Here is a 22421-nt window from a genome sequence, read left to right as displayed (position 1 = left end):
TTTGAAAGGATCACCATGACAACGAAACATCTTCTCGCCACCCTGGCCCTCGCATTCTGTGGCACTGCCTTTGCGGCAGGCGACCACGCCCACGGGCACGAACACAAGCCGCTGCATGGCGGCATCGTCGTGGAAGCCAATGACATGGACTACGAACTCGTGGCCAAGCCCGACCTCCTCACGCTGCACCTGCGCGACCACGGCAAGCCCGCCCGGACCGAAGGCGTGAACGCCAAGCTCACGCTGCTGAACGGTACGGAAAAATCCGAGGCGATGCTGGTGCCGGCGGGAGAAGGCCGGCTGGAAGCCAAGGGCACGTTCAAGGTGGCCGCGGGCACCAAGGTGGTGGCGCTGGTGGCGCTGCCGGGCAAGAAGCCGGCGAATGTGCGGTTCGCGGTGAAGTAGGCGCGCGCTCATTCAGCGTGCAGCAGGCCGGCGGCATGACCCCGCCAGCTGCTGCGCATGGATTCGCCCTCAGGGCCGGCCTACTTCCACTGACGTCCATCGCCGGTAGCGCACCCGTAGGGTGGCACGACCCGGGCAAAGCGTTCCTGCAGTTGCGCGCAGCCCTGGCGGTTCAGGGGCGCTGGCGCCCTGGAGTTCAGTTCGAGCCCCACTTCGTCGTAGGGCGAAGTGGCCTTGTGCACGTAGTCGTACCAACGTTTGCCGACGAACAGCACCACCATTGCGGCGGCTGCAAAAGACACCAGGGCAACGTGAAGGATGCGGGATTTTTTAACGAGGCTCCGGGGGGGCTATGCCGCACACAGCGATCCACGCGCAGGGGAGCGGTCGAGGTTGGTGCTCCCAATCGCTCACATATTAATAGCTATCAGATATTGCTGATCAAGCGCTAGAGCCTTTTTTAATCAAGCGACGGGGTGCGACGCGTTCGGCGCAAACGCTCGGCGGTTCGCCCCTCAGTACACCAGCCGCTCCGGCCGGATCTCCTGCAGGATGGTCGTGGCGATCTCTTCGATGGACTTGGTGGTGGTGGACAACCACCGGATGCCCGCGCGGCGCATCATGGCCTCGGCTTCGGAGACTTCCATGCGGCAGTTCTCCAGGCTGGCGTAGCGGGAGTTGGGCCGGCGCTCCGCGCGGATTTCGGCCAGGCGGTCGGGGCTGATGGTCAGGCCGAAGATCTTGCTGCGAAACGGCACCAGCGCGGGGGGCAGCTGGCGGCGCTCGAAGTCTTCGGGGATCAGCGGGTAGTTGGCCGCCTTGAGGCCGCACTGCATGGCCAGGTACAGGCTGGTCGGTGTCTTGCCGCTGCGGCTCACGCCCACCAGGATCACGTCGGCCCCCGCCAGGTCACGGTTGCTCTGGCCGTCGTCGTGCGCCAGGCTGAAGTTGATGGCCTCGATGCGGTCGGTGTATTCCTTGCTGCGGCTCACGTCGCTGAAGCGGCCGACACGGTGGTGCGACTTGATGCCCAGTTCTTCTTCCAGCGGGTGCACGAAGGTGCCGAACATGTCCAGCAGCATGCCCTTGCAGCCTTCCTGGATGACCTTGAGCACTTCCATGTTGACAAGGGTGGTGAAGACCACAGGCTTCTTTCCCTCGACCTCGCCCGTGTGGTTGATCTGCCGCACCGCCTGGTGGGCCTTGTCCACGGTGTCGATGAAGGGCAGGCGCACATGGCGCGGCTTCATCTCGAACTGGGCCAAAATGGCATTGCCGAAGGTTTCGGCGGTGATGCCGGTGCCGTCCGAGACGAAAAAAACGGTGCGCGTGTGCATGGAGCAGGGTGCCTTTCAGTACGTCAGCCTGCCGCCAGTGCCGCAGGCCTACAATTGTGACAATTATCCAAATTCTCACCATGCACTTCGTCGGCCCACAACCACAACGACAAAGCCGCTGCCCGTGCATGGCCGCTCGCCCATCGCTCCAAGGGGGCGGGCGCGCAGACCCGGTTTCAACTTCTGGAGCTTTCCCATGTCTGCACTTTTCAGCCCGACCGCCCTGGTCGTACCGTTTGAAAACCTGAGAATGACCGATGTCGAGGCCGTAGGCGGTAAAAACGCCTCCCTCGGCGAGATGATCTCCCAGCTGCCCCAGGGCGTGCGGGTGCCCACGGGCTTTGCCACCACGGCGCACGCGTTTCGCCAGTTCCTGGCCCACGACGGCCTGGCCGACAAGATCAGCGCCAAGCTCAAGAGCCTGGACACCGAAGATGTGCGCGCCCTGGCCGCCGTCGGCGCCGAGATCCGTGCCATGGTCGAGGCCCAGCCTTTTCCGGCCGACCTGCAACAAGCCATTGCCGAAGCATTCGCCACGCTGAGCGCCGGCAACCCCGCCGCCTCGTTCGCGGTGCGCTCGTCCGCCACGGCCGAAGACCTGCCGGACGCATCGTTTGCGGGCCAGCAGGAGACCTTCCTGAACGTGGTGGGCATCGACGACGTGCTGCACAAGATGAAGGAGGTGTTCGCCTCCCTGTACAACGACCGCGCCATCTCCTACCGCGTGCACAAGGGCTTCGAGCACGACGTCGTGGCCCTGTCGGCCGGGGTGCAGCGCATGGTGCGCTCCGACCTGGGCGCGGCCGGCGTGATGTTCACCATCGACACCGAGTCCGGTTTTGAAGAGGTGGTGTTCATCACCAGCAGCTACGGCCTGGGCGAGACCGTGGTGCAAGGCGCCGTGAACCCCGACGAGTTCTACGTGCACAAGCCCATGCTTCGTGCCGGCAAGAAGGCCGTGATCCGCCGCAACCTGGGCAGCAAGCTCATCCAGATGGTGTTTTCCACGCCCCAGGAGAAGGCCGCCTCGGGCAAGCTGGTGAAGACCACCGACGTGCCCACCGAGCAGCGCAACCGCTATTCCCTGACCGATGCCGACGTGCAGCAGCTCGCCCAGTACGCACTGGTCATCGAGCAGCACTACGGCCGCCCGATGGACATCGAATGGGGCAAGGACGGTACCGACGGCCAGCTCTACATCCTGCAGGCACGGCCCGAAACCGTGAAGAGCCAGTCCAAGGGCCAGGCCGAGATGCGCTACAAGCTCAAGGGCCAGGGCACCGTGCTGGCCGAGGGCCGCGCCATTGGCCAGAAGATCGGCACCGGCCCCGTGCGCCTGGTGCACAACATTGCCGAGATGGACAAGGTGCAGCCCGGCGACGTGCTCGTGACCGACATGACCGACCCCAACTGGGAACCCGTGATGAAGCGCGCCAGCGCCATCGTCACCAACCGGGGCGGCCGCACCTGCCACGCCGCCATCATCGCTCGCGAGCTGGGCATTCCGGCCGTGGTGGGCTGCGGTGACGCGACCGAACTGCTGAAAGATGGCACGCTGGTCACCGTGAGCTGCTCCGAGGGCGACACCGGCCGCATCTACGACGGCCTGCTCGAGACCGAGGTCACCGAGGTGCAGCGCGGCGAGATGCCCAGCATCCAAACCAAGATCATGATGAACGTGGGCAACCCCCAGCTGGCCTTCGATTTCTGCCAGCTGCCCAACGAGGGCGTGGGCCTGGCGCGCCTCGAGTTCATCATCAACAACAACATCGGCGTGCACCCCAAGGCCATCCTGGACTACCCGCAGATCGATGCCGACCTGAAGAAGGCCGTGGAGTCCGTGGCCCGGGGCCATGCCAGCCCGCGCGCCTTTTACGTGGACAAGGTGGCCGAAGGCGTGGCCACCATCGCTGCCGCCTTCTATCCCAAGCCGGTGATCGTGCGCCTGTCGGACTTCAAGTCCAACGAGTACAGGAAGCTCATCGGCGGCAGCCGCTACGAGCCCGAGGAAGAAAACCCGATGCTGGGCTTCCGCGGTGCGGCGCGCTACCTGAGCGCTGATTTCGGCGAAGCCTTCGCGATGGAGTGCGAGGCCCTGAAGCGCGTGCGCAACGACATGGGCCTGACCAACGTGCAGGTGATGGTGCCCTTCGTGCGCACGCTGGGCCAGGCCGAGCGCGTGACGCAGCTGCTGGCCCAGCACGGCCTGCAGCGCGGCAAGGACGACCTCAAGGTCATCATGATGTGCGAGGTGCCGAGCAACGCCATCCTGGCCGAGCGTTTCCTGGAGTTCTTCGACGGCTTCTCCATCGGCTCCAACGACCTGACCCAGCTCACCCTGGGCCTGGACCGCGACTCGGGGCTGGAACTGCTGGCGCACGACTTCGACGAGCGCGACCCCGCTGTGCAGCAGCTGATCCACCAGGCCATCAAGGCCTGCCTGGCACAGGGCAAGTACATCGGCATCTGCGGCCAGGGCCCCAGCGACCACCCGGACTTCGCCCAGTGGCTGGCCGCCGAGGGCATCTCGTCGATCTCGCTCAATCCCGACAGCGTGATCGCCACCTGGCAGCAACTGGCAGGCTGACGTGACGCGGCAACCCCCCGGGCGGCCGTGCCGCTTTCCCCTTCTCGCGCGCCACGCGCAGAAGGGGGTGCGCGCCCGGCGCGGCGGGGCGGCACTTGTGCGGGGGGGCCTGTTGTTCGACCTGCCCTCATTGCACGGGCCACGCGTGGCCCGCAGGGCCGTGGATCGCTGAGAGCCTGCGTGAACGACTCCGCCATGCCCCGTCGATCACCATCCGAGGCGGAAATGGCGGGCCCGTTCCCGCCCGATCTGCACGATGTGCGGCACCTGAAACTCAAGGCGGGCCTGCTGCTGCTGTGGGCGCTGGTGTCGTTTGGCGCCACCTACTTCGCCAGGGACCTGCAGTTGCTGGTGTTCGGCGCCTGGCCCCTGGGCTACTGGATCGCGGCACAGGGTGCGGTGCTGGTGTTCATCGGCATCGTGGTGGCCTATGGATGGGCCATGAACCGGTTCGAGCGCCAGGACGCTGAGCGCATTGCGGCCGCTGCGGCCGCATCCCTGGAAGACGCGGCCCGTCCTCCTGGCTGACCATGGCTGAGAACAATTCCTCCGGCGCAGACCGGGCCTACCTGTGGCGGCTGCACCGCATCCTGGCGCTGTATGTGGCGGGCGTGCTGGCCTTCCTGGCGCTGATGACCTGGGCGGAGCATCAGGGGCTCTCGCGCCACTGGATCGGCCCCATCTTCCTGTTCCTCACTGTGATGGTGTACGCGGGCATCGGCGTCTACGGCCGCACCACCGACCCGGAGGAATACTACGTGGCCGGCCGGCGGATTCCGCCCATGTACAACGGCATGGCGGCGGCGGCCGACTGGATGAGCGCCGCGTCGTTCATCAGCCTGTCGGGGGCGCTCTACCTGCAGGGCTTTTCCGGCACGCCGGGGCAGGCGGGGGGCCTCGCCTACCTGCTGGGCTGGACGGGCGGCTTCTGCCTCGTGGCGATGCTGATCGCGCCGCACCTGCGCGCCATGGGCCTGTACACCGTGCCCGATTTTTTCCACGTGCGTTTTGGCGGCCGGTGGCCGCGCGTGATCGCCGCGCTGGCCGCCGTGCTGTGCTCGTTCACCTACGTGGTGGCGCAGATCTACGGCGTGGGGCTGATCGCCTCGCGCCTGACCGGCGTGCAGTTCGAGATCGGCATCATGCTGGGACTGGGCGGCGTGCTGCTGTGCTCGTTCCTGGGCGGCATGCGCGCCATCACCTGGACGCAGGTGGCGCAGTACGTGGTGCTGCTGCTGGCCTTCCTGATCCCGGTGTCCTGGCTGGCCTACAAGCAGCTTGGCAACCCGCTGGCGCCGCTGGTCTATGGCGAGCAGATCAGCAAGATCGCCGATCTGGAGGCGCAACTGCTCGATTCGCCGGCGGAACACCAGGTGGTGCAGACCTACCTGCGGCGCGCCCAGGATTTCGAGGCCCGCCTGAGCGACGTGGAGGGTGCCCTGGAGCGCGAACGCGAGAAGGGGCGCGAGCGCATCCGCGCGCTGCGCACCCAGAACGCCGATGTGGGCCTGATCGTCACGGCCAGCCGCGAGCTGGCGGCCCTGCCGCGCGATGCCGCCGCGGCCCGCGAGCGCTGGACCCGCGAGATGCGCGAGAACTATGAGCGTGCCCGCCCCCTCGGTGGCCTGCCCCTGCACAGCCAGGCCTATGTGGGCGACCCGAAGGGCACCCCCGAGGAGCAGCGCGACTACGAGTTGACGCGCCGCAATTTCCTGGCGCTCATGTTCTGCCTGATGGTGGGCACGGCGGGCCTGCCGCACCTGCTCACGCGCTACTACACCTCGCCCACGGTGTCGGCGGCGCGCGCCTCGGTGGCGTGGTCGCTGTTCTTCATCGCCTTGCTGTACCTGAGCGCCCCGGCGCTGGCGGTGCTGGTGAAGTTCGAGGTCATGCAGAACCTGGTGGGCAGCAGCTTCGAGGCCCTTCCCAACTGGATGGCCCAGTGGGCGCGCGTGGACAGCTCGCTGCTGTCGGTGGAGGACGTGAACAGCGACGGCATCGTGCAGTTTGGCGAGATCCGGCTCGGGGCCGACCTCATCATGCTGGCCACGCCGGAGCTGGGGGGCCTGCCGTATGTGGTCTCCGGCCTGGTGGCCGCGGGTGGGCTGGCCGCGGCGCTGTCCACCGCCGACGGCCTGCTGCTCACCATCAGCAATGCGCTGGTGCGCGACCTGTATTTCCAGGACACCCAGCGCGAGGCATCGCCCGAGCAGCGTGTGATCCTGAGCAAGTTCGCGCTGCTGGCGGTGGCCTTGTCGGCGGCCTTTGTCGCGGCGCTCAAGCCGTCAGAGATCCTGCCCATGGTGTCGGCGTCGTTCTCCCTGGCCGCATCGGCTTTCGTGCCGGTGATGGTGCTGGGCATCTTCTGGCGCGGCACCACGCGGCAGGGCGCGGTGGCCGGCATGGTGGCGGGGCTGGGCGTGGCGGTGTACTACATGCTTTCGCATGTGTCGGCCATGCGCGCGCTGCCCAGCTGGATGCTGGCGGACGGGCTCTGGTTTGGCATCCAGCCCATCTCGGCCGGCGTGTTCGGCGTGCCGACGGGACTGGTGGTCGCCGTGGTGGTGAGCTGGGTGACGCGGCCCGCGCCCGCCTTGCCGCGCATCCGCTCCGAGATGTAGCGGCGCGGCGGGATTGCGGGTTGCGGCACGGGGCCAGGAGGGGCGCGACCGCGTTCCGGCCAGCGCTGCCATGGTTATGCGTAAACCCCGATTTTCAATGGTGCACAAACGTGAGAATCTGGCCTGCAGGGGCTCGTGGGGTGGTGGGTGCCCCGCGTCAACCCGCCACCGTTCAGCTCAAGGAGGCTCATGGTTCTCGTCAAAACGCCGGCAGGGCAAGAAGCGCTCAAGGACCGGCACGGCAGTCTCAGTTCGCGCCAGCGTTCGGCCTTCATCCTGTTTGATGGCAAGCGCTCCACGGGCGAGATTCTGGCGGCCACCGCCGCCATGGGAATCACGCAGGACGACGTGCAGGCCATGATCGCCCAGGGGCTGCTGGCGCCGCTGGCGGGGCAGTCCCTGCCTGCCGCAATGGCCGCCAGCCAGCCCGCCCCCGTGGCCGAACCCGCGCCAGCGACGGACCTGGGCACGGTGGCGTCGCCGCTGGAGGGGTCGGGGCGCACGCCGAAAGAGCGCTACCAGGCGGCCTACCCGATTGCCACCGAGCTGACCGCCGCCATGGGGCTGCGCGGGTTCCGGCTGAACCTGGCCGTGGAGGGAGCGGGCAGTTTCGAGGACCTGGCGGCGCTGGCACCGAAGATCCGCGAGGCCGTGGGCGACGCGAAGTTCGAGCGGCTGGACAAGGCGCTTTTTGATTGACGGGACACCCCGAGCCGCTCTGTGCCTTTCCTTTCTACGGCGCGGCATCCTTGCGCGCGGGCCTGGCCTGGGCTGCGCCCGTGCCAGAGGTGCTGGGCCAGGCGTAAAAAAAGCGGCCCGAAGGCCGCTTTGGTGTCGTGTCGGATGCTGCCGCGCAGGCTGCGCGATCAGCGGCCGACCTTGAGCAGTTCCACATCGAACTTGAGCGTGGCGTTCGGAGGGATCACACCGCCCGCGCCGCGCGCGCCGTAGCCCAGGGCCGCGGGGATGATCAACGTGCGCTTGCCGCCGATCTTCATGCCCTGCACGCCTTCATCCCAGCCCTTGATGACCATGCCGCCGCCCAGCGAGAACTCGAAGGGGTCGTTGCGGTCGTGGCTGGAGTCGAACTTGGCGCCTTGCTCGCCGTTGTTGTAGAGCCAGCCGGTGTAGTGCACCGACACGTTCTGGCCCTTGGTGGCTTCGGCGCCGTCGCCCACGGTGGTGTCTTCGTATTGCAGTCCGGATGCGGTGGTGGTCAGTGCCATGGATGAAATTCCTTGCTTGCTATTAAAAATATAGCTTCTAGCGCTTGTATGTCATGCGCTAGAAGCTAATTTGGCCCTGTATTTTAACGAGAAGCCCCTTCGCGGGGAACAGACGGGACCGCTGGCCTGTGGTCAGACCTTCTTGGCGCGGCCGGCCACCCAGCGGGTGGCGAAGGCCTGCACGTCCGACAGGCGCTTGAGCAGGTCGGCGCCGGAAGGAGTGACGGTGTAGCCGTCGCTGCCATGGTCCACGAAGCCGGCTTCGCGCAGTTCCTTGATGCGGGTGTTGAGCGTGTTGGGGGTGATGCCCCCCACGCTGTCCTGCAGCAGACGGAAGGTCTGGGGGTGGCCGTCCTTCAGGGCCCAGAGCACGCGCAGTGCGTAACGGCATTCGAGCCGCTCGAACAACTGGTTGATGGCGGCATTTTCTTTGGAGCTCATGGACGCTTCTCCTCGCGCAAGTGTTGGATCAAGTTTTCATTCGGGTGGGCGAATGCCGGGCCCGCTGATGCGCTGAGACTATAGCGCGGAACCCATTTTGCTACAAGTTTAGTAGCTCAGAACGCACACCACGCATGCGCTACGCCCCAAAAATGACGTGTTACAACTCAAACTGTTGCGATGGGGCCACGGTTGGAGGCGGTCATTCCTGGCGGCCCAGCCCCGCCAGATGGTGGACCAGCAACTGTGCGGCCGGGGTCAGCATCTGGGCGCTGCGGTAGCAGATGGCGAAGCGCCGCCGGGCCCAGGGATCGCTCAGCGGAATCACGCGCACCGGGGCGGTCTGGGCAAAGGGCAGGGCGACCTCGCGCGGCACGACGCTGATGGCCAGGTTGGCGCGCACCACCCGCAGGGCCGCGTCGAAGTTGGACACCAGCACCCGGTGCGCGAGCATTTTTCCCTCCACGGCCGCGGCGCGCGCCAGCAGCACCTGCACGGCGCTCAGCGCGGGCATGCTCACGAATTCATGGTCCAGCACGTCGGCGAACCGCACGCTGGCGTGCCGGGCCACGGGGTGCGAGGCATGTGCCACCACGGCGAGGTGGTCGTTGCGGTAGCCGCGCGTTTCCAGGCCGGAGAGGTCCGCCGCGTCCCAGCAGATGCCAATGGACGCGCTGCCGTCGCGGATGCCCTGCACCACGTCCGGGCTCACGCGTTCCTCCAGGCTCACCTGGATGTCGCGGTGCGCCGGGTCCTGCAGGAAGGCGGCCACATCGTCGGCCAGCGATTCGGCCATGACCGAGGCCGTGACCAGCATGCGCACGTGGCCCCGGATGCCGGTGGCATAGGCGGCCATGTCACGCTCGATCTGGCCCACGCTGGCGAGCATGGTGCGCGCGTGTTCCAGCAGCGTTTCCCCCGCCGGGGTAGGAATGACGCCGCGCCGCTTGCGCACCAGCAGGGCGGTGCCCACCGTGTCCTCCAGCTGGGCCAGCCGCTTGCTGATGGCCGAACCCACGATGGACTCCTGCTCGGCCACGCGCGCGATGCTGCGCTGCTCGCACACGGCGGCAAACAGGCGCAGGGTCTGCAGGTCGAGATCGCGCATGCAATTGCCTCCGCTTGAAAGACTGTGATGTTCCTTTTGGGAATCATATGGCTTCCGAGATGTATTTTCTGATTCTGTTGGGAATTTCTAGAATCTCCCACGGAACACCAACGAGCTGGAGACAACGCCGTGAACACCCCTTCTTTTTTCCCCGCGACCCGTCCCGCGCCCGGCATGGCGCCCGCGCGGGCCGTGGTGCGCGAAGTGGGCCTGCGCGACGGCCTGCAGAGCATCGCCACCATGGTGTCCACCGCGCACAAGATCGACTGGCTCGACGCGGCCTATGCCGCGGGCCAGCGCGAGATCGAGGTCGGCTCCTTCGTGCCCGCCCGCCTGCTGCCCCAGCTGGCCGACACCGCCGAGGTGCTGGCCCATGCCAAGACCCTGCCGGGCCTGGTCGCCTCGGTGCTGGTGCCCAACTACAAAGGCGCCGAACGTGCGCTTGAATGCGGCGCCGACCTGATGGTGGTGCCCCTGTCCGCCAGCCATGCCCACAGCCTGGCCAACCTGCGCAAGACACCCGACGACGTGGTGGCCGAGGTGGCGCGCATCCGCGCGCTGCGCGACGCCAGCGGCAGCCGCTGCCTGATCGAAGGCGGCGTGGGTACGGCGTTTGGCTGCACCCTGCAGGGCGAGGTGGCCGAGATCGAGGTGCTGCGCCTGATGCAGGCCCTGCTGGATGCCGGGGCCGACCATGTGAGCCTGGCCGACACCGTGGGCTATGCCGACCCGGCCTCGGTGGCCCGCCTGTTCGAGAAGGCCCGCGCGCTGGTGGGAGACCGGCTGGCCTGCGCGCACTTTCACGACACGCGCGGCATGGGCCTGGCCAACGTCTACGCGGCCTGGCAGACCGGCATCACCCGCTTTGATGCCTGCCTGGCCGGCATCGGCGGCTGCCCGCACGCGCCGGGCGCCAGCGGCAATGTCACCACCGAAGACCTTGTGTTCATGCTGGAACGCATGGGCGTCGCAACCGGCATCGACGTGGACGCGCTGCTGGCGCTGCGCGAGCGTGTGGCGGGCTGGCTGGCCGGGGAGACCCTGCACGGCACGCTGTGGCAGGCCGGGGTACCGCGCACCGGCGCAGGGGCCGTCTCCCTGGCCGCCATCCACTGAGCTCGCCACGAGCTCAACATTGAGCCACCGCCGCGCGCCCTTCCATCCCGTATCGTCGCCCCATGACATCCCACACCGATTCTTCTTCCTCCCCGCTCGCGCCACCCGGCACCTCTGCCCCCTGTGCACTGCCCCTGCAGGGCCTGCGCGTGGTGGAGTTCACCCACATGGTCATGGGCCCCACCTGCGGCATGGTGCTGGCGGACCTCGGGGCCGAGGTCATCAAGGTCGAGCCCGTGGACGGCGACCGCACGCGCCACCTGCTGGGCGCCGGCGCGGGCTTCTTCCCCATGTTCAACCGCAACAAGAAGAGCATCGCGCTGGACCTGCGCAGCCCCGAGGGCCTGGAGGTCGCGCGCAAGCTGGCCGCCTCGGCCGACGTGGTGGCGCAGAACTTCAAGCCGGGCGTGATGGCGAAATACGGGCTGGACCACGCGGCCCTGAGCCAGCTCAACCCGCGCCTGATCTACGTGAACCACACCGGTTTCTTGCCGGGCCCGTATGAGCACCGCACGGCGCTCGACGAGGTGGTGCAGATGATGGGCGGCCTGGCCTACATGACCGGCCGGCCCGGCGACCCGCTGCGCGCGGGCACCAGCGTGAACGACATCATGGGCGGCATGTTCGGCGCCATCGGTGCCATGGCGGCGCTGATGCAGCGCGGCATCACCGGGCGGGGGCAGGAGGTGGATTCGGCGCTGTTCGAGAACAACGTCTTCCTGGTCGGCCAGCACATGATGCAGTACGCCGTCACCGGCCAGCCGGCCGCGCCCATGCCGGACCGCATCTCGTCCTGGGCGCTGTACGACGTGTTCAGCGTGAAGGATGGCGAGCAGATTTTCCTGGCCGCCGTCAGCGATGCGCAATGGATCACCTTTTGCGACGCCATGGGGTTCGCCGACCTCAAGGCCCACCCGCAACTGGCCACGAACAACGACCGGGTGCGCGCCCGTGCCACGCTGATGCCCGACCTGCGCCAGCGCCTGGCCACTTACAGCGCCGCCGAGCTGGCGGCCATCTTTGAAAAGCACGGCCTGCCGTTCGCACCCATTTCGCGGCCCGAGCAGCTCTTTGACGACCCGCACCTCAACGCCACGGGCGGCCTGGCCGACATCACCCTGCCCGATGGCGAGCGGGCGGGGCAGACCGCCCGCACCACGCTGTGCCCGCTGCGCATGGACGGCCAGCGCCTGGGCGTGCGGCTGCAGCCGCCCGTGCTGGGCCAGCACACCGGCGCGCTCATGCAGGAACTGGGCTACACCCCCGCGCAGATCCAGGCGCTGCAGGACAGGCACGCCGTGGCTTGAGCAATGCGCCCGCAGGGGCGCGTGCACCCGCCGGGCGATGGATGAGATCACAACACGGAGACAACCGCCATGCACCACCATCCTTTCATCCACCACCACCCCGCCTGCCCGCCACCGGCGCTGCGCCGGCGCACGGCGCTGGCCGCGTTGGCCGCCGGCCTGGCAGCGCCTTTGCACGCGTGGGCCCAGGCGGCGTCGGAGCGCCCGCTGCGCCTGATCCTGCCCGTGAGCGCTGGTTCGGGCGTGGACGGCCTGGCGCGCGCCTTCGGGCCCGGCCTGGGCAAGTCGCTCGGGCGCGCCGTGGTGATCGAGAACTTCCCCGGAGCGGGGGGCATCACCGGCACCTCGATGATCGTCAAGGCGCCCAGGGACGGCTCGGCACTGGGCATGGTGTCCAACAACCACGTGGTGAACCCCAGCGTCTTCAAGAGCATTCCGTACGATGCCGTCGACGACGTGACGCCCATCACCGTGATCGGTGCGACGCCGTTCGTGCTGGTGGCGCACCCCTCGGTGGCCGCCCGGAACGTGCGCGAACTCATCGCCCTGGCCAAGGCCCAGCCCGGGACCCTGAACTACGGTTCATCGGGCAACGGGACCATCCTGCACCTCGCGGCCGAGATGTTCGTGCACGAAGCGCAGGTCGACATCAAGCACATCCCCTACCGTGGCATGGGGCCGCTCACGGCCGACGTGCTGGGCGGGCAGATCCAGCTGGCGTTCATCGCGGTGGCCGTGGCGGCGCCGCATGTGAAGGCGGGCACGCTCAAGGCCATCGGCCTGTCGTCCACCACCCGCTCGCCGCTGTTGCCGGATCTGCCCACCATCGCGGAACAGGGCCTGCCGCAGTACGCGCTGGATGGATGGGTCGGCATGGTGGGGCCCGCGGGCCTGCCCAAGGCGGAGGCCGAACGGGTCTACCAGGCCGTGCGCGCCACCCTGGGGATGCCCGAGGTGCGCGACGCGCTGCTCGGCCAGGGCTACCTGCTGCAGGCCACAACGCCGGATGCCACGGCTGCGTTCTTCCGCACCGAGGTGGCGCGCATGGCGAGGCTGGTGAAGCAGTCCGGGCTCAAGATAGATTAGTTGAGGAGCCCTCCCTCCGAGGCGCTGCGCGCCTGCGCGGCCCCGGTTGCAGGGGCAATGCGCAGGCCGCTGGACAACGGAGATCCTCCGCCGTGGTCCAGGAAATCCATGGAAACGGGTGTCCGGCGCTTATTGGAAAAGGGCCTATTGCTATACAAAATATAGCAATAGGCGCTTGTTCGACGCCAGTACGTCCCTGTGCGGCATTCAATGCGCCGCAGGTGGCAATGCCAAGGCACGGTGGCTGCCGCGCAGGCGGAACACCTCCACGGCCTCCACCAGCTGGCGCGCCTGGCCGCTCAGGCTGCCGGCCGCCGCCGCGCTTTCTTCCACCAGGGCCGCGTTCTGCTGCGTGGTTTCGTCCATGCGCACGATGGCTTGCGTGACGCGCAGCATGTCGCTGGTCTGCGCGGTGCTGGCCTGGCTGATTTCGTTCATAAGCGCGCTCACGCCCTGGATGGAGGAGACCACCTCCGTCATGGTGCTGCCCGCGTTGCGGGCCAGGTCGGAGCCGGCCTGCACGCGCTCCACGCTGGTCTGGATCAGCTCCTTGATCTCGCGCGCGGCGCTCGCACTGCGGGTGGCCAGGTTGCGCACCTCGCTGGCCACCACGGCAAAGCCGCGCCCCTGCTCGCCGGCGCGTGCGGCTTCCACGGCGGCGTTGAGCGCCAGGATGTTGGTCTGAAACGCGATGCTGTCGATGACGCCGATGATGTCGGCAATGCGGCGCGAGCTGTCCTGGATGCCCTGGACCACCGTCACCATCTGTGTCACCACGTCGCCTCCGCGCTGGGCCACCGATGCGCCATTGCGGGCCAGCTCGCTCGCGCGCTGTGCGTTGGAGGCGTTCTGCTGCACGGTCGCCTGCAGCTGCTGCATGGACGAGGTGGTTTCGTCCAGCGACGACGCCTGCTCCTCGGTGCGCATGCTCAGGTCCACGTTCCCCTGGGCGATCTCTGCGCTGGCGCTCGCCACGCCCTCGGCGTTGCTGCGCACGCCCGACACCACGTTTTCCAGGTTCTCCTGCATGGTGCGCAGGGCCTCGAGCAACCGCGCGGGTTCGTCCTTGCCATCGACCCGGATGGTCGTGGTCAGGTCGCCCGCAGCCACCTTGTTGGCGACGGAGACGGCCACCCGCAGCGGGCGCACCACCGAGCGCGTGAGCAGCCAGCCCGCGCAGCCGCCCAGGGCCGTGACCAGCGCCAGCGCCACCAGGCTGCTGGCGAGCGCCCGCCGCGCGTTCAGCGCCGCCTGTTCGGCAATGGCCGCGCTGCTGGCGGCCACCTGCTCGCTCAGTGCGGTGAGCAGCCTGGCGGGGCCCTGGTCGATGTCGGCCACGTCGGCATCGCCCGCGGAGGGCACAAAACCGAGCGACTGGAACACTTCAAAGCCCTTGCGGTAGCCCTGCGCCATCTGCGCGTGGGCCTGTGTGAACTTCTGCAGCGCCGCCTTTTCCTGCGCATCGGTCAGCTGGGGCTCCAGCGCCTTCGCCGCATCGGCCACGCGCTTTTCGCTGGCCTGGAACGCCGCCCAGTGCAGCTCGCGCTTGCGCGAGTCCTCGCCCCGCAGCAGGGTGTTCTTCCACTCCTGCACCTGGGTCTTGAACTCGTTTTCCATGCGGCTTACCGCGCGTTCCTGGGCCACGCGCTCCTGCACCGTGGTCTCGTAGGTGCCCAGGCTGCGGTACAGGGCCGCGATTCCGAACAGCGCGGCCCCCAGCAGAAGGGCGAGCACCAGGCCCAGCGCGGTGGCCATGCGTGCGCCGATGGAGTGGTTGGACATTTTCATCAGCGGCTCCTGGCAATGCTTTTCAGATGAACTGGCTGCGGTGGCAACTGGCATGGCCATGGCCCGAGGCCGCCATGCAAGGGCCGCCCCCGCCGCGCGGGCGGCGCACCCGCTTGCGGGGCCGGGCGTCGCCACTCCAAGCGGTTTGCCGGCGCCGGCCTGCACGGCCCCGAAGGGCGGCCGCTCCTGGCCGCTGCGCCGGGGCGCGAAGCGACCCGGGGGTGTCTCTAGGCTTTCAGCTTGAGCAGGTACACCATGACCCGCGCCGTGGTGAGGTCCAGCTCCATGAACTCTGCCAAATCCTTGCCCGTCAGCCAAGAGGGTTCCCAGCGATTGTTCTTGAGCGTGCGCAGCCAGGACTCGTGGGCGGTGGCCGCCTCGACCGCGGCCAGCATCTCGGCCACGCGTGCGGGCGGCACGCCTTTGCCGGTGAACACGCCCCGCCAATTGGCCATGGTCGCGTCCAGTCCCTGCTCACGGAAGGCCGGCAGGCCAAAGGCGCTGCGGCGGGACGATACCCCGATGGCGCGCAGCTTGCCCGCCGCGATGGCGTCGCTGAATTCGCTGTAGCCGGAAAGGCCCATCGCCGCACCGCCGGACACGACGGCGTCCACCACTTCGGAGCCGCCAGCGAAGGGCTTGTAGACCAGGCCTTCCGGGCTGGCTTTGGACGCGCGGGCCAGCACCCCGGCAAAGATGTGGTCCACGCCCCCCGCGGAGCCTCCGGCCACCGGCACGGCGCGCAGGTCCGCGCGCATGGCTTCGGCCAGGTCCTTGGCGTTCTTGATGGGGGATTTGGCCGCCACCGCCGCCACCAGGTAGTCGCTGGTGAGCCGTGCGAGCGGCTGGATGTGGGTCAGGTCCACGGCGGGTTTCTGCAGGGCCACGGCGCCCACCATCACCATGCCGCCCATCAGCAGGGTGTTGGCGTCGTTGCCGTACTTCTCCGCGTACTTGGCCAGGCCGATGGTCCCGCCCTTGCCGCCGACGTTTTCGTATTCGATCTGGTCTGCCGCACCGACGGCGGCAAGGGCCGCACCCAGCGCCCGGCCCGTCTGGTCCCAGCCACCGCCGGGGTTGGCTGGGATCACGATGCGCAGCGTGGGCGCCAGCCTGGAGGCCTTGGCGGGCGCGCCGCGCGCGCCGGCGGCAGTTGCACCGGCGGCCTGCGCCCAGGCAGGCGCTGCAAGCGATGCGCCGAGCGCGCCCACGGCGCTGGCTGCGGCAGCCTGGGTGAGGATCTGGCGGCGGTTGAAGGATGTCATGCGGTGTCTCGCAAAAAGGTGGCAGGTCGTTGAACGGGCACGTGCAGCGTGCATTGGGATGCCAGGCCCTGCAGCCGGAGAGTGCCGAACTGCATGACAGTCTCCATCAGCAGTATGTAATAGTCGCGTTACAAGCTGTCATTTTGCTGTCGGGAGCATCGGGGTAAACGCGGGGCCGCCCCGCAGAAACAAAAAAGCCCCGCACCGCGATGCGGGGCAGGGCCTTGGGGTGCAGCCAGGGCAGCCGGCTGCCGGGGTGGTTACAGCGAATCGATGAAGCTGCGCAGCTTGTCCGAGCGGCTGGGGTGCTTGAGCTTGCGCAGTGCCTTGGCCTCGATCTGGCGGATGCGTTCGCGGGTCACGTCGAACTGCTTGCCCACTTCTTCCAGCGTGTGGTCGCTGGTCATCTCGATGCCGAAGCGCATGCGCAGCACCTTGGCTTCGCGGGGGGTGAGGCCATCGAGGATGTCCTTGACCACGTCGCGCAGGCCGGCCTGCATGGCGGCTTCGATGGGGGCGGTGTTGGCACCGTCCTCGATGAAGTCGCCCAGGTGGCTGTCGTCGTCGTCGCCGATCGGCGTTTCCATGGAGATCGGCTCCTTGGCGATCTTCATGATCTTGCGGATCTTGTCTTCCGGGATCTCCATCTTCGCGGCCAGGATGGATGCATCGGGCTCGAAGCCGAACTCCTGCAGATGCTGGCGCGAGATTCGGTTCATCTTGTTGATGGTCTCGATCATGTGCACCGGGATGCGGATGGTGCGCGCCTGGTCGGCGATCGAGCGCGTGATGGCCTGGCGGATCCACCACGTGGCGTAGGTCGAGAACTTGTAGCCGCGGCGGTATTCGAACTTGTCCACGGCCTTCATCAGGCCGATGTTGCCTTCCTGGATCAGGTCCAGGAACTGCAGGCCGCGGTTCGTGTACTTCTTTGCGATGGAGATCACAAGGCGCAGGTTGGCCTCGATCATTTCCTTCTTCGCGTCGCGCGAGGTGGCTTCGCCCTCGTTCATGCGTTTGTTGATGTCCTTGAGTTCCGTCAGCGGCACCACCACGCGCGATTGCAGGTCCATCAGCTTTTGCTGCAGTTCCTGCACGGGCGGAATGTTGCGCGCCATCACCGTGCTCCAGGGCTTGCCGGCGGCGGCCTGCTTTTCCACCCACTTCAGGTTCAGCAGGTTGGGCGGGAAGTCCTTGATGAAGGTTTCCTGCGGCATGCCGCACTTGTCCACGATGATGCGGCGCAGCTCGCGCTCCTTCTTGCGCACGTCGTCCACCTGGCCGCGCACCATGTCGCACAGCTTCTCGATGGTCTTGGCGGTGAAGCGGATGGTCATCAGCTCGGCCGACAGGGCCTGCTGGGCCTTCACGTACGCAGGAGTGCCGTAGCCTTCCTTGTCGTACACCTTGTGCACTTTTTCAAACAGCTCGCGCAGCTTGTCAAAGCGCTCCAGTGCCTGCTTCTTGAGCTCTTCGAGCTTCTTGGTCAGCGCCTTGGAGCCGCCCTTGCCGTCGTCGTCGTCGGCTTCGTCGAATTCGTCGAAGTCTTCCTCGGCCACATAGTCGTCGGCCTCGTTGGGGTTGGAGAAGCCGTCCACGATGGTGGAGATGACGACCTTGCCTTCGCGGATTTCCTCACCCATGTTGAGGATCTCGGCGATGGTGGCGGGCGATGCGCTGATCGCCTCCATCATGGCCATCAGGCCGCCTTCGATGCGCTTGGCGATCTCGATTTCGCCTTCGCGCGTGAGCAACTCCACCGTGCCCATTTCGCGCATGTACATGCGCACGGGGTCGGTGGTGCGGCCGAATTCCGAGTCCACGGTGGACAGGGCGGCTTCGGCGGCTTCCTCGGCTTCTTCTTCGCTGGCGCCCGTGGGAGCGTTGTCGGTGATGATCAGCGCCTCGGCATCGGGCGTCTGCTCGTATACGGCCACGCCCAGGTCGTTCAGCGTGGTGATGACGGCTTCGAGGGTTTCGGCATCCACCAGCTTGTCGGGCAAGTGGTCGGAGATTTCGACGTGCGTGAGGTAGCCGCGCGTCTTGCCCAGCTTGATCAGGGTTTTCAGGCGCGAGCGGCGCTTGGCCAGGTCTTCCTCGGACAGAACGGTCTCGTCCAGGCCGAATTCCTTCATCAAGGCGCGTTCCTTCGCCTTGCTGATCTTCATGCGCAGCGGCTTGACCTTCTCGACCGTGGCCGCGGCTTCGGTGGTTTCCTCGACTTCACCTTCCAGGTCCGCTTCGATGTCGGACAGGTCGGTATCGTCGCCGCTCTCATCGCCACCGGCCGCAGCCTTGGGCTTGCGGCCCCGCTTGGCGGGCGCCTTGGATTCGGCGGCACCCGCGGCCTTGGCGGGGCGTCCCGGGCGCTTCTTCGGGGTGTCTTCCTCGTCGGATGCGGCAGCCTTGGCGCGGACAGGCTTTTTCTTCAGCAATTCATCGGCGGCTTTTGTCAGCTCGGCAGAACTTTTCACGGGCACGGTTTTAACTTTCTTGGCTGCTGGGGCGGGTGCGGGTGCAGCTTTTTTGGCCGCGGCCTTCGCGGGAGCCTTGGCAGCAGGGGTGGAAACGGCCTTCGCGGCGGTGCCTGGAGCAGACTTGGGCGGCTTCGCGGACTTTTGAGCGGGCATGGGAGAACCTCAGAATCAAAAACGGACACAAAGAAAACGCAAGCGCCACAGATCCCGGCGCGGGTGGCAACGCGAAGCTGAAAATGTCTTCGCGCTTTGAGGGGAGGCCCTCAGGGGCAAGATGTCTGGGCGATCATTTGGTGTGCAGTCCTTGCGATGGTTGGGCTGGTTGTGCGCGTTTGTCACGGTGGCCCGGTTCGGAGGTGCTGCTGTCGCTCTTGCCGCTAACTAACCCTACATTATACCGCTTGGCGGGATTTCAAGCGGCTTTGACAGCCACTCCCAGCAAAACCCTGCGTTTTTGTTCCAGTGCACGGTAGCGCTCCAGGGCGGTCGGGTCCGTGGCGGCTTGCAGCATCAGCAGTTTTTGCTGCTCCTCGATGTCTTCGATCTGCATGCGGCTGAGCAGGTCCCGCAGTTCCGTGCGCAGTTCCTGCAGGTCGCCTTCGGTCTGGGCGTGCGAGCCCGTCATCACCTTCACGGCCAGAGCTTCGCACTCGTGATCGCGCAGGCTCTCGCGCAGCACGGCCCAGGCCAGGGGGCCGTGTTCGTGAAACTGCGCCTCCAGCCAGCCAAAAAGCGGGCCGTGGGGAGGCTGCAGCGCACACAGGGTGGCGTGGTCGTCGTGGGTCAGCTCTTCCAGGAAGGCCATGTGCGACAGCAGCAGGCGCGCGGCATGGTCCGTGCGGCTGGCGGTGGGTGTGCGCGGCAGGCGGGGCTGGGGCGGCCAGGGAGAGTCCTTGTCCTTTTTCTTCCAGTTGCCCTTCCAGTCGCCGCCCTTGCGGAACGGGGGCTTGTTGCCATAGCTGCTGCCCTGGCCAGCACTTCCGCCGCTGCCGCCGCCGTAGCCGCCTTGGTATCCGCCGTCGTATCCACTGCCCGGCTCGCCTTGGGGCGGCCACGACCCCCCGTCGGGCGGGGCGTCCCAGGAGGGTGGTTCGTGGTCGTAGGCCGCAGGCGCCTGTCGGGCCGGTGCACTACCTGCCCCGGTATGGCCGCCGTGACCGGAGTGGGAGGACCGCGGTGCCTCGCGCGCCGTGGCCTGGCCCCACAGGTCCGCCAGGTCCTGGGCCTTGAGCTGGGTGAGGTCCGCCAGCTCGCCCAGCACCTGGCGCTTGAGCACGCCGTCGGGCAGGGCCGTCCAGAGCGGCCTTGCGTTGCTGGCCATGTGGGCGCGGCCCTCGGCGGTGGTCAGGTCGCAGCCGTCGCTGGCCGATTCGACCAGGAAGCGGCTGAGCGGCACGGCCTCACTCACGTGCTTGGCAAAAGCGTCCGTGCCGTGGGCGCGGATGAAGCTGTCCGGGTCGTGCTCGGCCGGCAGGAACAGGAACTTGATGCTGCGCGTGTCCGTGGCGTGGGGCAGGGCGCCATCGAGCGCCTTGCGCGCGGCGCGCCGGCCGGCGTTGTCTCCGTCGAAGCTGAACACCACCGATTCGGTGAAGCGCAGCAGCTTGTGCACGTGTTCGGGTGTGCAGGCGGTGCCCAGCGTGGCCACCGCGTTCGGAAACCCGAGCTGCGCCAGCGCCACCACGTCCATGTAGCCCTCGGTGACCAGGGCATAGCCTTGCTCGCGGATGGCCGTGCGCGCCTCGAACAGGCCGTACAGCTCGCGGCCCTTGTGGAACACGGGGGTTTCGGGCGAATTGAGGTACTTGGGCTTGTCGTCGCCCAGCACGCGGCCCCCAAAGCCGATGCATTCGCCCTTGACGTTGCGGATGGGGAACATGACCCGGTCGCGGAACCGGTCGTAGCGCTTGCCGCCGTCCTCGTCGTTGACGATGACCAGGCCGCTTTCCTCCAGCAACGGGTCGTCGTACTGCGCGAAGACGCTGGCCAGGCTGCGCCAGCCTTCGGGGGCGTAGCCAAGGCCATACCGCTTGGCCACCGTCCCCGAGACGCCGCGCCCCTTGAAGTAGCCAATGGCGCGCTGGGATTCACGCAAGTGGCGGCGGTAGGCGTCGGCAGCCTTCTCCAGCACGTCGGTCAGCGTGGCCTGCTTCTGGCGGGCGGCGGCGGCGCGTTCCTTCTCCTGCGGGGAGATGTCGTCGTCCGGCACCGAGAGGCCCACCTGCTGGGCCAGGTCCTGAACGGCCTCGACGAAGCCCATGCCCGCGTGCTCCATGAGGAAGCTGATGGCATTGCCGTTCTTGCCGCAGCCAAAGCAGTGATAGAACTGCTTGGCGGGGCTCACGCTGAACGAGGGGGATTTTTCGCCGTGAAAGGGGCACAGCCCCATGAAATTCGCCCCGCCCTTCTTGAGCTGCACATAGCGGCCCACGATGTCGACCACATCGACGCGGGCAAGCAGTTCCTGAATGAAAGACTGAGGGATCGTCACGCCGCGTATTGTCCGCGTAAACTGTTTGTTACCAGATATTGCAGAAGCGGGGCTTTCGGCATGGCGGTCACGGCATGGTGGCGGGCAATGGACGCGTCCAGCACTTCGGCGCAGCGGGGGCTGCGGCGCCGGGATGTGGCCGTGCTGCTGCCGCTGGTGCCCGCGCTCCTGTGGCCCGCGCCCGCGAGGGCCGCGCCGGTGCTGCGCGTGCTGTCCTGGCCGGGGTATGCCGACCCCGACATCGTGGCCGTTTTCGAGAAGCGCCATGGGGTCAAGGTGGAGGTCACCACCGTCGCCTCCGACGACGTGCTGCGCACCCAGCTGGCCTCTCCCCAAGGGCCCGGTTTCGACCTTGTGGCCGCCAATACCGCCGAAATCGCGCGCCTGGTGGCACACCGGCTGCTTGCACCGTTGCCTGTGCACAACATTCCCAATGCCGAGCGCCAGCTCCCTCGCTTTCGGCAATTGCATGCGATTGCGGGCATCGCGCAGGGAACGGATGTATTCGCGATGCCTTACACCTATTCCGAGATGGGGCTGATCTATGACCGCCAGCAGATGGCCGTGCCCCCCAGTTCCATCGCGGTGCTGTGGGACCCGCGCTGGCGGGGGCGTGTGCTGGCATTCGACGGCAGCAGCCACGGGTTCTCCCTGGCGGCCATGTACCGCGGCCTGCCGCCGTTTCACCTGCATGCGACCCAGTTCGGCCCCCTGGCCAGGGACCTGGTGGCCCTGCGGCGCAACGTGCGTTCGTTCTATAGCCTGCCCGAGGAGTCGCTGGAGCTGTTTCGCAAGCACCGCATTGCCGTCATGCACGCCAACTACGGCCAGCAGCAGCTCAAGCAGTTGCGCGATGCCGGGCTGGACGTGGGCTACGTGGTGCCGCGCGAGGGGGCGCTCGCCTGGCTCGACTGCTGGGCCATCACCCGGCGCTCGACCCAGCCCGCATTGGCCGCCGAGTGGATCAACTACATGCTCGACCCCTCCGTGAGCCGCGAGCTGACCCGGCGCCAGGGCCTGGCCAATACGCTCGACGAGCCACCCGCGCTCTCGGACGACGCCCCCGCCGGGGCCATCGTCTGGCTGGAGCCCGTCGAGGACGAAGCACGCCGCGCGCAACTGTGGCAGCGCATCCTGTCGGGAGACCGGCCCTCCCGGTTCTGACG

18 protein-coding genes are annotated in these 22421 nt (G+C 67.4%); 9 read left to right on the top strand and 9 right to left on the bottom strand.

Features of this window, described 5'->3' with window-relative positions:
• Positions 1-15 precede the first annotated feature (15 nt).
• Complete coding sequence (locus tag AC07PV_RS19420) at positions 16-405, top strand: hypothetical protein (protein WP_218295396.1); 390 nt, start codon at positions 16-18, stop codon at positions 403-405.
• A gap of 80 nt (positions 406-485) precedes the next feature.
• Here the strand turns inward: AC07PV_RS19420 and AC07PV_RS19415 are convergent, their stop codons facing one another.
• The gene (locus tag AC07PV_RS19415; RefSeq protein WP_369642881.1) at positions 486-707 is read right to left on the bottom strand and encodes a hypothetical protein; all 222 of its coding nucleotides are present in this window, start codon (positions 705-707) and stop codon (positions 486-488) included.
• A 213-nt stretch (positions 708-920) separates the two neighbouring features.
• On the bottom strand, positions 921-1742 hold the full coding sequence (gene ppsR / locus AC07PV_RS19410) for a posphoenolpyruvate synthetase regulatory kinase/phosphorylase PpsR (protein ID WP_218295395.1): 822 nt from the start codon (positions 1740-1742) through the stop codon (positions 921-923).
• A gap of 196 nt (positions 1743-1938) precedes the next feature.
• Between ppsR and ppsA the strand changes: the two genes are divergently transcribed.
• The 4 genes from ppsA (at position 1939) to AC07PV_RS19390 (ending at position 7649) form a co-directional block, all read left to right on the top strand.
• The gene (gene ppsA, locus AC07PV_RS19405; protein ID WP_492244039.1) at positions 1939-4329 is read left to right on the top strand and encodes a phosphoenolpyruvate synthase; all 2391 of its coding nucleotides are present in this window, start codon (positions 1939-1941) and stop codon (positions 4327-4329) included.
• Positions 4330-4524: 195 nt separating this feature from the next.
• Positions 4525-4857 (top strand): DUF4212 domain-containing protein, encoded by a 333-nt coding sequence (locus AC07PV_RS19400; RefSeq protein ID WP_369642880.1) that lies wholly within the window; start codon positions 4525-4527, stop codon positions 4855-4857.
• A 2-nt stretch (positions 4858-4859) separates the two neighbouring features.
• Positions 4860-6950: a VC_2705 family sodium/solute symporter gene (locus AC07PV_RS19395; protein WP_218295392.1), complete on the top strand. Its 2091-nt coding sequence runs from the start codon at positions 4860-4862 to the stop codon at positions 6948-6950.
• A gap of 189 nt (positions 6951-7139) precedes the next feature.
• Entirely contained in the window at positions 7140-7649 is a 510-nt protein-coding gene (locus tag AC07PV_RS19390) for a hypothetical protein (RefSeq protein ID WP_218295391.1), read from the top strand.
• Positions 7650-7816: 167 nt separating this feature from the next.
• Here AC07PV_RS19390 and AC07PV_RS19385 read toward each other — a convergent pair whose 3' ends face one another.
• From AC07PV_RS19385 to AC07PV_RS19375, 3 genes are all read right to left on the bottom strand, one after another.
• Positions 7817-8176 carry an FKBP-type peptidyl-prolyl cis-trans isomerase gene (locus AC07PV_RS19385; RefSeq protein WP_218295390.1) on the bottom strand — a complete coding sequence of 120 codons (360 nt, stop codon included), beginning with the start codon at positions 8174-8176 and terminating at the stop codon, positions 7817-7819.
• Between the two features lie 132 nt (positions 8177-8308).
• Positions 8309-8617, bottom strand: coding sequence for a winged helix-turn-helix transcriptional regulator (locus AC07PV_RS19380; RefSeq protein ID WP_218295389.1), 309 nt, complete (start codon positions 8615-8617; stop codon positions 8309-8311).
• Positions 8618-8819: 202 nt separating this feature from the next.
• Positions 8820-9725: a LysR family transcriptional regulator gene (locus AC07PV_RS19375; RefSeq protein WP_218295388.1), complete on the bottom strand. Its 906-nt coding sequence runs from the start codon at positions 9723-9725 to the stop codon at positions 8820-8822.
• Between the two features lie 174 nt (positions 9726-9899).
• On the opposite strand from AC07PV_RS19375, the gene AC07PV_RS19370 reads away from it, so the two are divergent.
• The 3 genes from AC07PV_RS19370 (at position 9900) to AC07PV_RS19360 (ending at position 13234) form a co-directional block, all read left to right on the top strand.
• Positions 9900-10841 (top strand): hydroxymethylglutaryl-CoA lyase, encoded by a 942-nt coding sequence (locus AC07PV_RS19370; RefSeq protein WP_218295801.1) that lies wholly within the window; start codon positions 9900-9902, stop codon positions 10839-10841.
• A 62-nt stretch (positions 10842-10903) separates the two neighbouring features.
• Complete coding sequence (locus tag AC07PV_RS19365; RefSeq protein WP_494631080.1) at positions 10904-12148, top strand: CaiB/BaiF CoA transferase family protein; 1245 nt, start codon at positions 10904-10906, stop codon at positions 12146-12148.
• 69 nt (positions 12149-12217) lie between these two features.
• Positions 12218-13234: a tripartite tricarboxylate transporter substrate binding protein gene (locus AC07PV_RS19360; protein ID WP_492244037.1), complete on the top strand. Its 1017-nt coding sequence runs from the start codon at positions 12218-12220 to the stop codon at positions 13232-13234.
• A 207-nt stretch (positions 13235-13441) separates the two neighbouring features.
• Here the strand turns inward: AC07PV_RS19360 and AC07PV_RS19355 are convergent, their stop codons facing one another.
• The 4 genes from AC07PV_RS19355 to dnaG form a co-directional block, all read right to left on the bottom strand.
• A complete protein-coding gene (locus tag AC07PV_RS19355) occupies positions 13442-15022 on the bottom strand; it encodes a methyl-accepting chemotaxis protein (RefSeq protein ID WP_218340242.1) in 1581 nt (526 codons plus the stop codon).
• Positions 15023-15249: 227 nt separating this feature from the next.
• Entirely contained in the window at positions 15250-16287 is a 1038-nt protein-coding gene (locus AC07PV_RS19350; protein ID WP_218295385.1) for a Bug family tripartite tricarboxylate transporter substrate binding protein, read from the bottom strand.
• Between the two features lie 260 nt (positions 16288-16547).
• Positions 16548-18917, bottom strand: a complete 2370-nt coding sequence (gene rpoD / locus AC07PV_RS19345) for an RNA polymerase sigma factor RpoD (protein WP_218295384.1) — start codon at positions 18915-18917, stop codon at positions 16548-16550.
• Between the two features lie 259 nt (positions 18918-19176).
• Complete coding sequence (dnaG, locus tag AC07PV_RS19340; protein WP_494631079.1) at positions 19177-21255, bottom strand: DNA primase; 2079 nt, start codon at positions 21253-21255, stop codon at positions 19177-19179.
• Positions 21256-21342: 87 nt separating this feature from the next.
• On the opposite strand from dnaG, the gene AC07PV_RS19335 reads away from it, so the two are divergent.
• The gene (locus AC07PV_RS19335; RefSeq protein WP_494631078.1) at positions 21343-22419 is read left to right on the top strand and encodes an ABC transporter substrate-binding protein; all 1077 of its coding nucleotides are present in this window, start codon (positions 21343-21345) and stop codon (positions 22417-22419) included.
• Positions 22420-22421: the final 2 nt, after the last annotated feature.

This window comes from Acidovorax sp. GW821-FHT09A11, from assembly GCF_059418365.1.
Note: the sequence above shows the minus strand (reverse complement) of the source record. Positions and strands in the feature narration are given on the sequence as shown.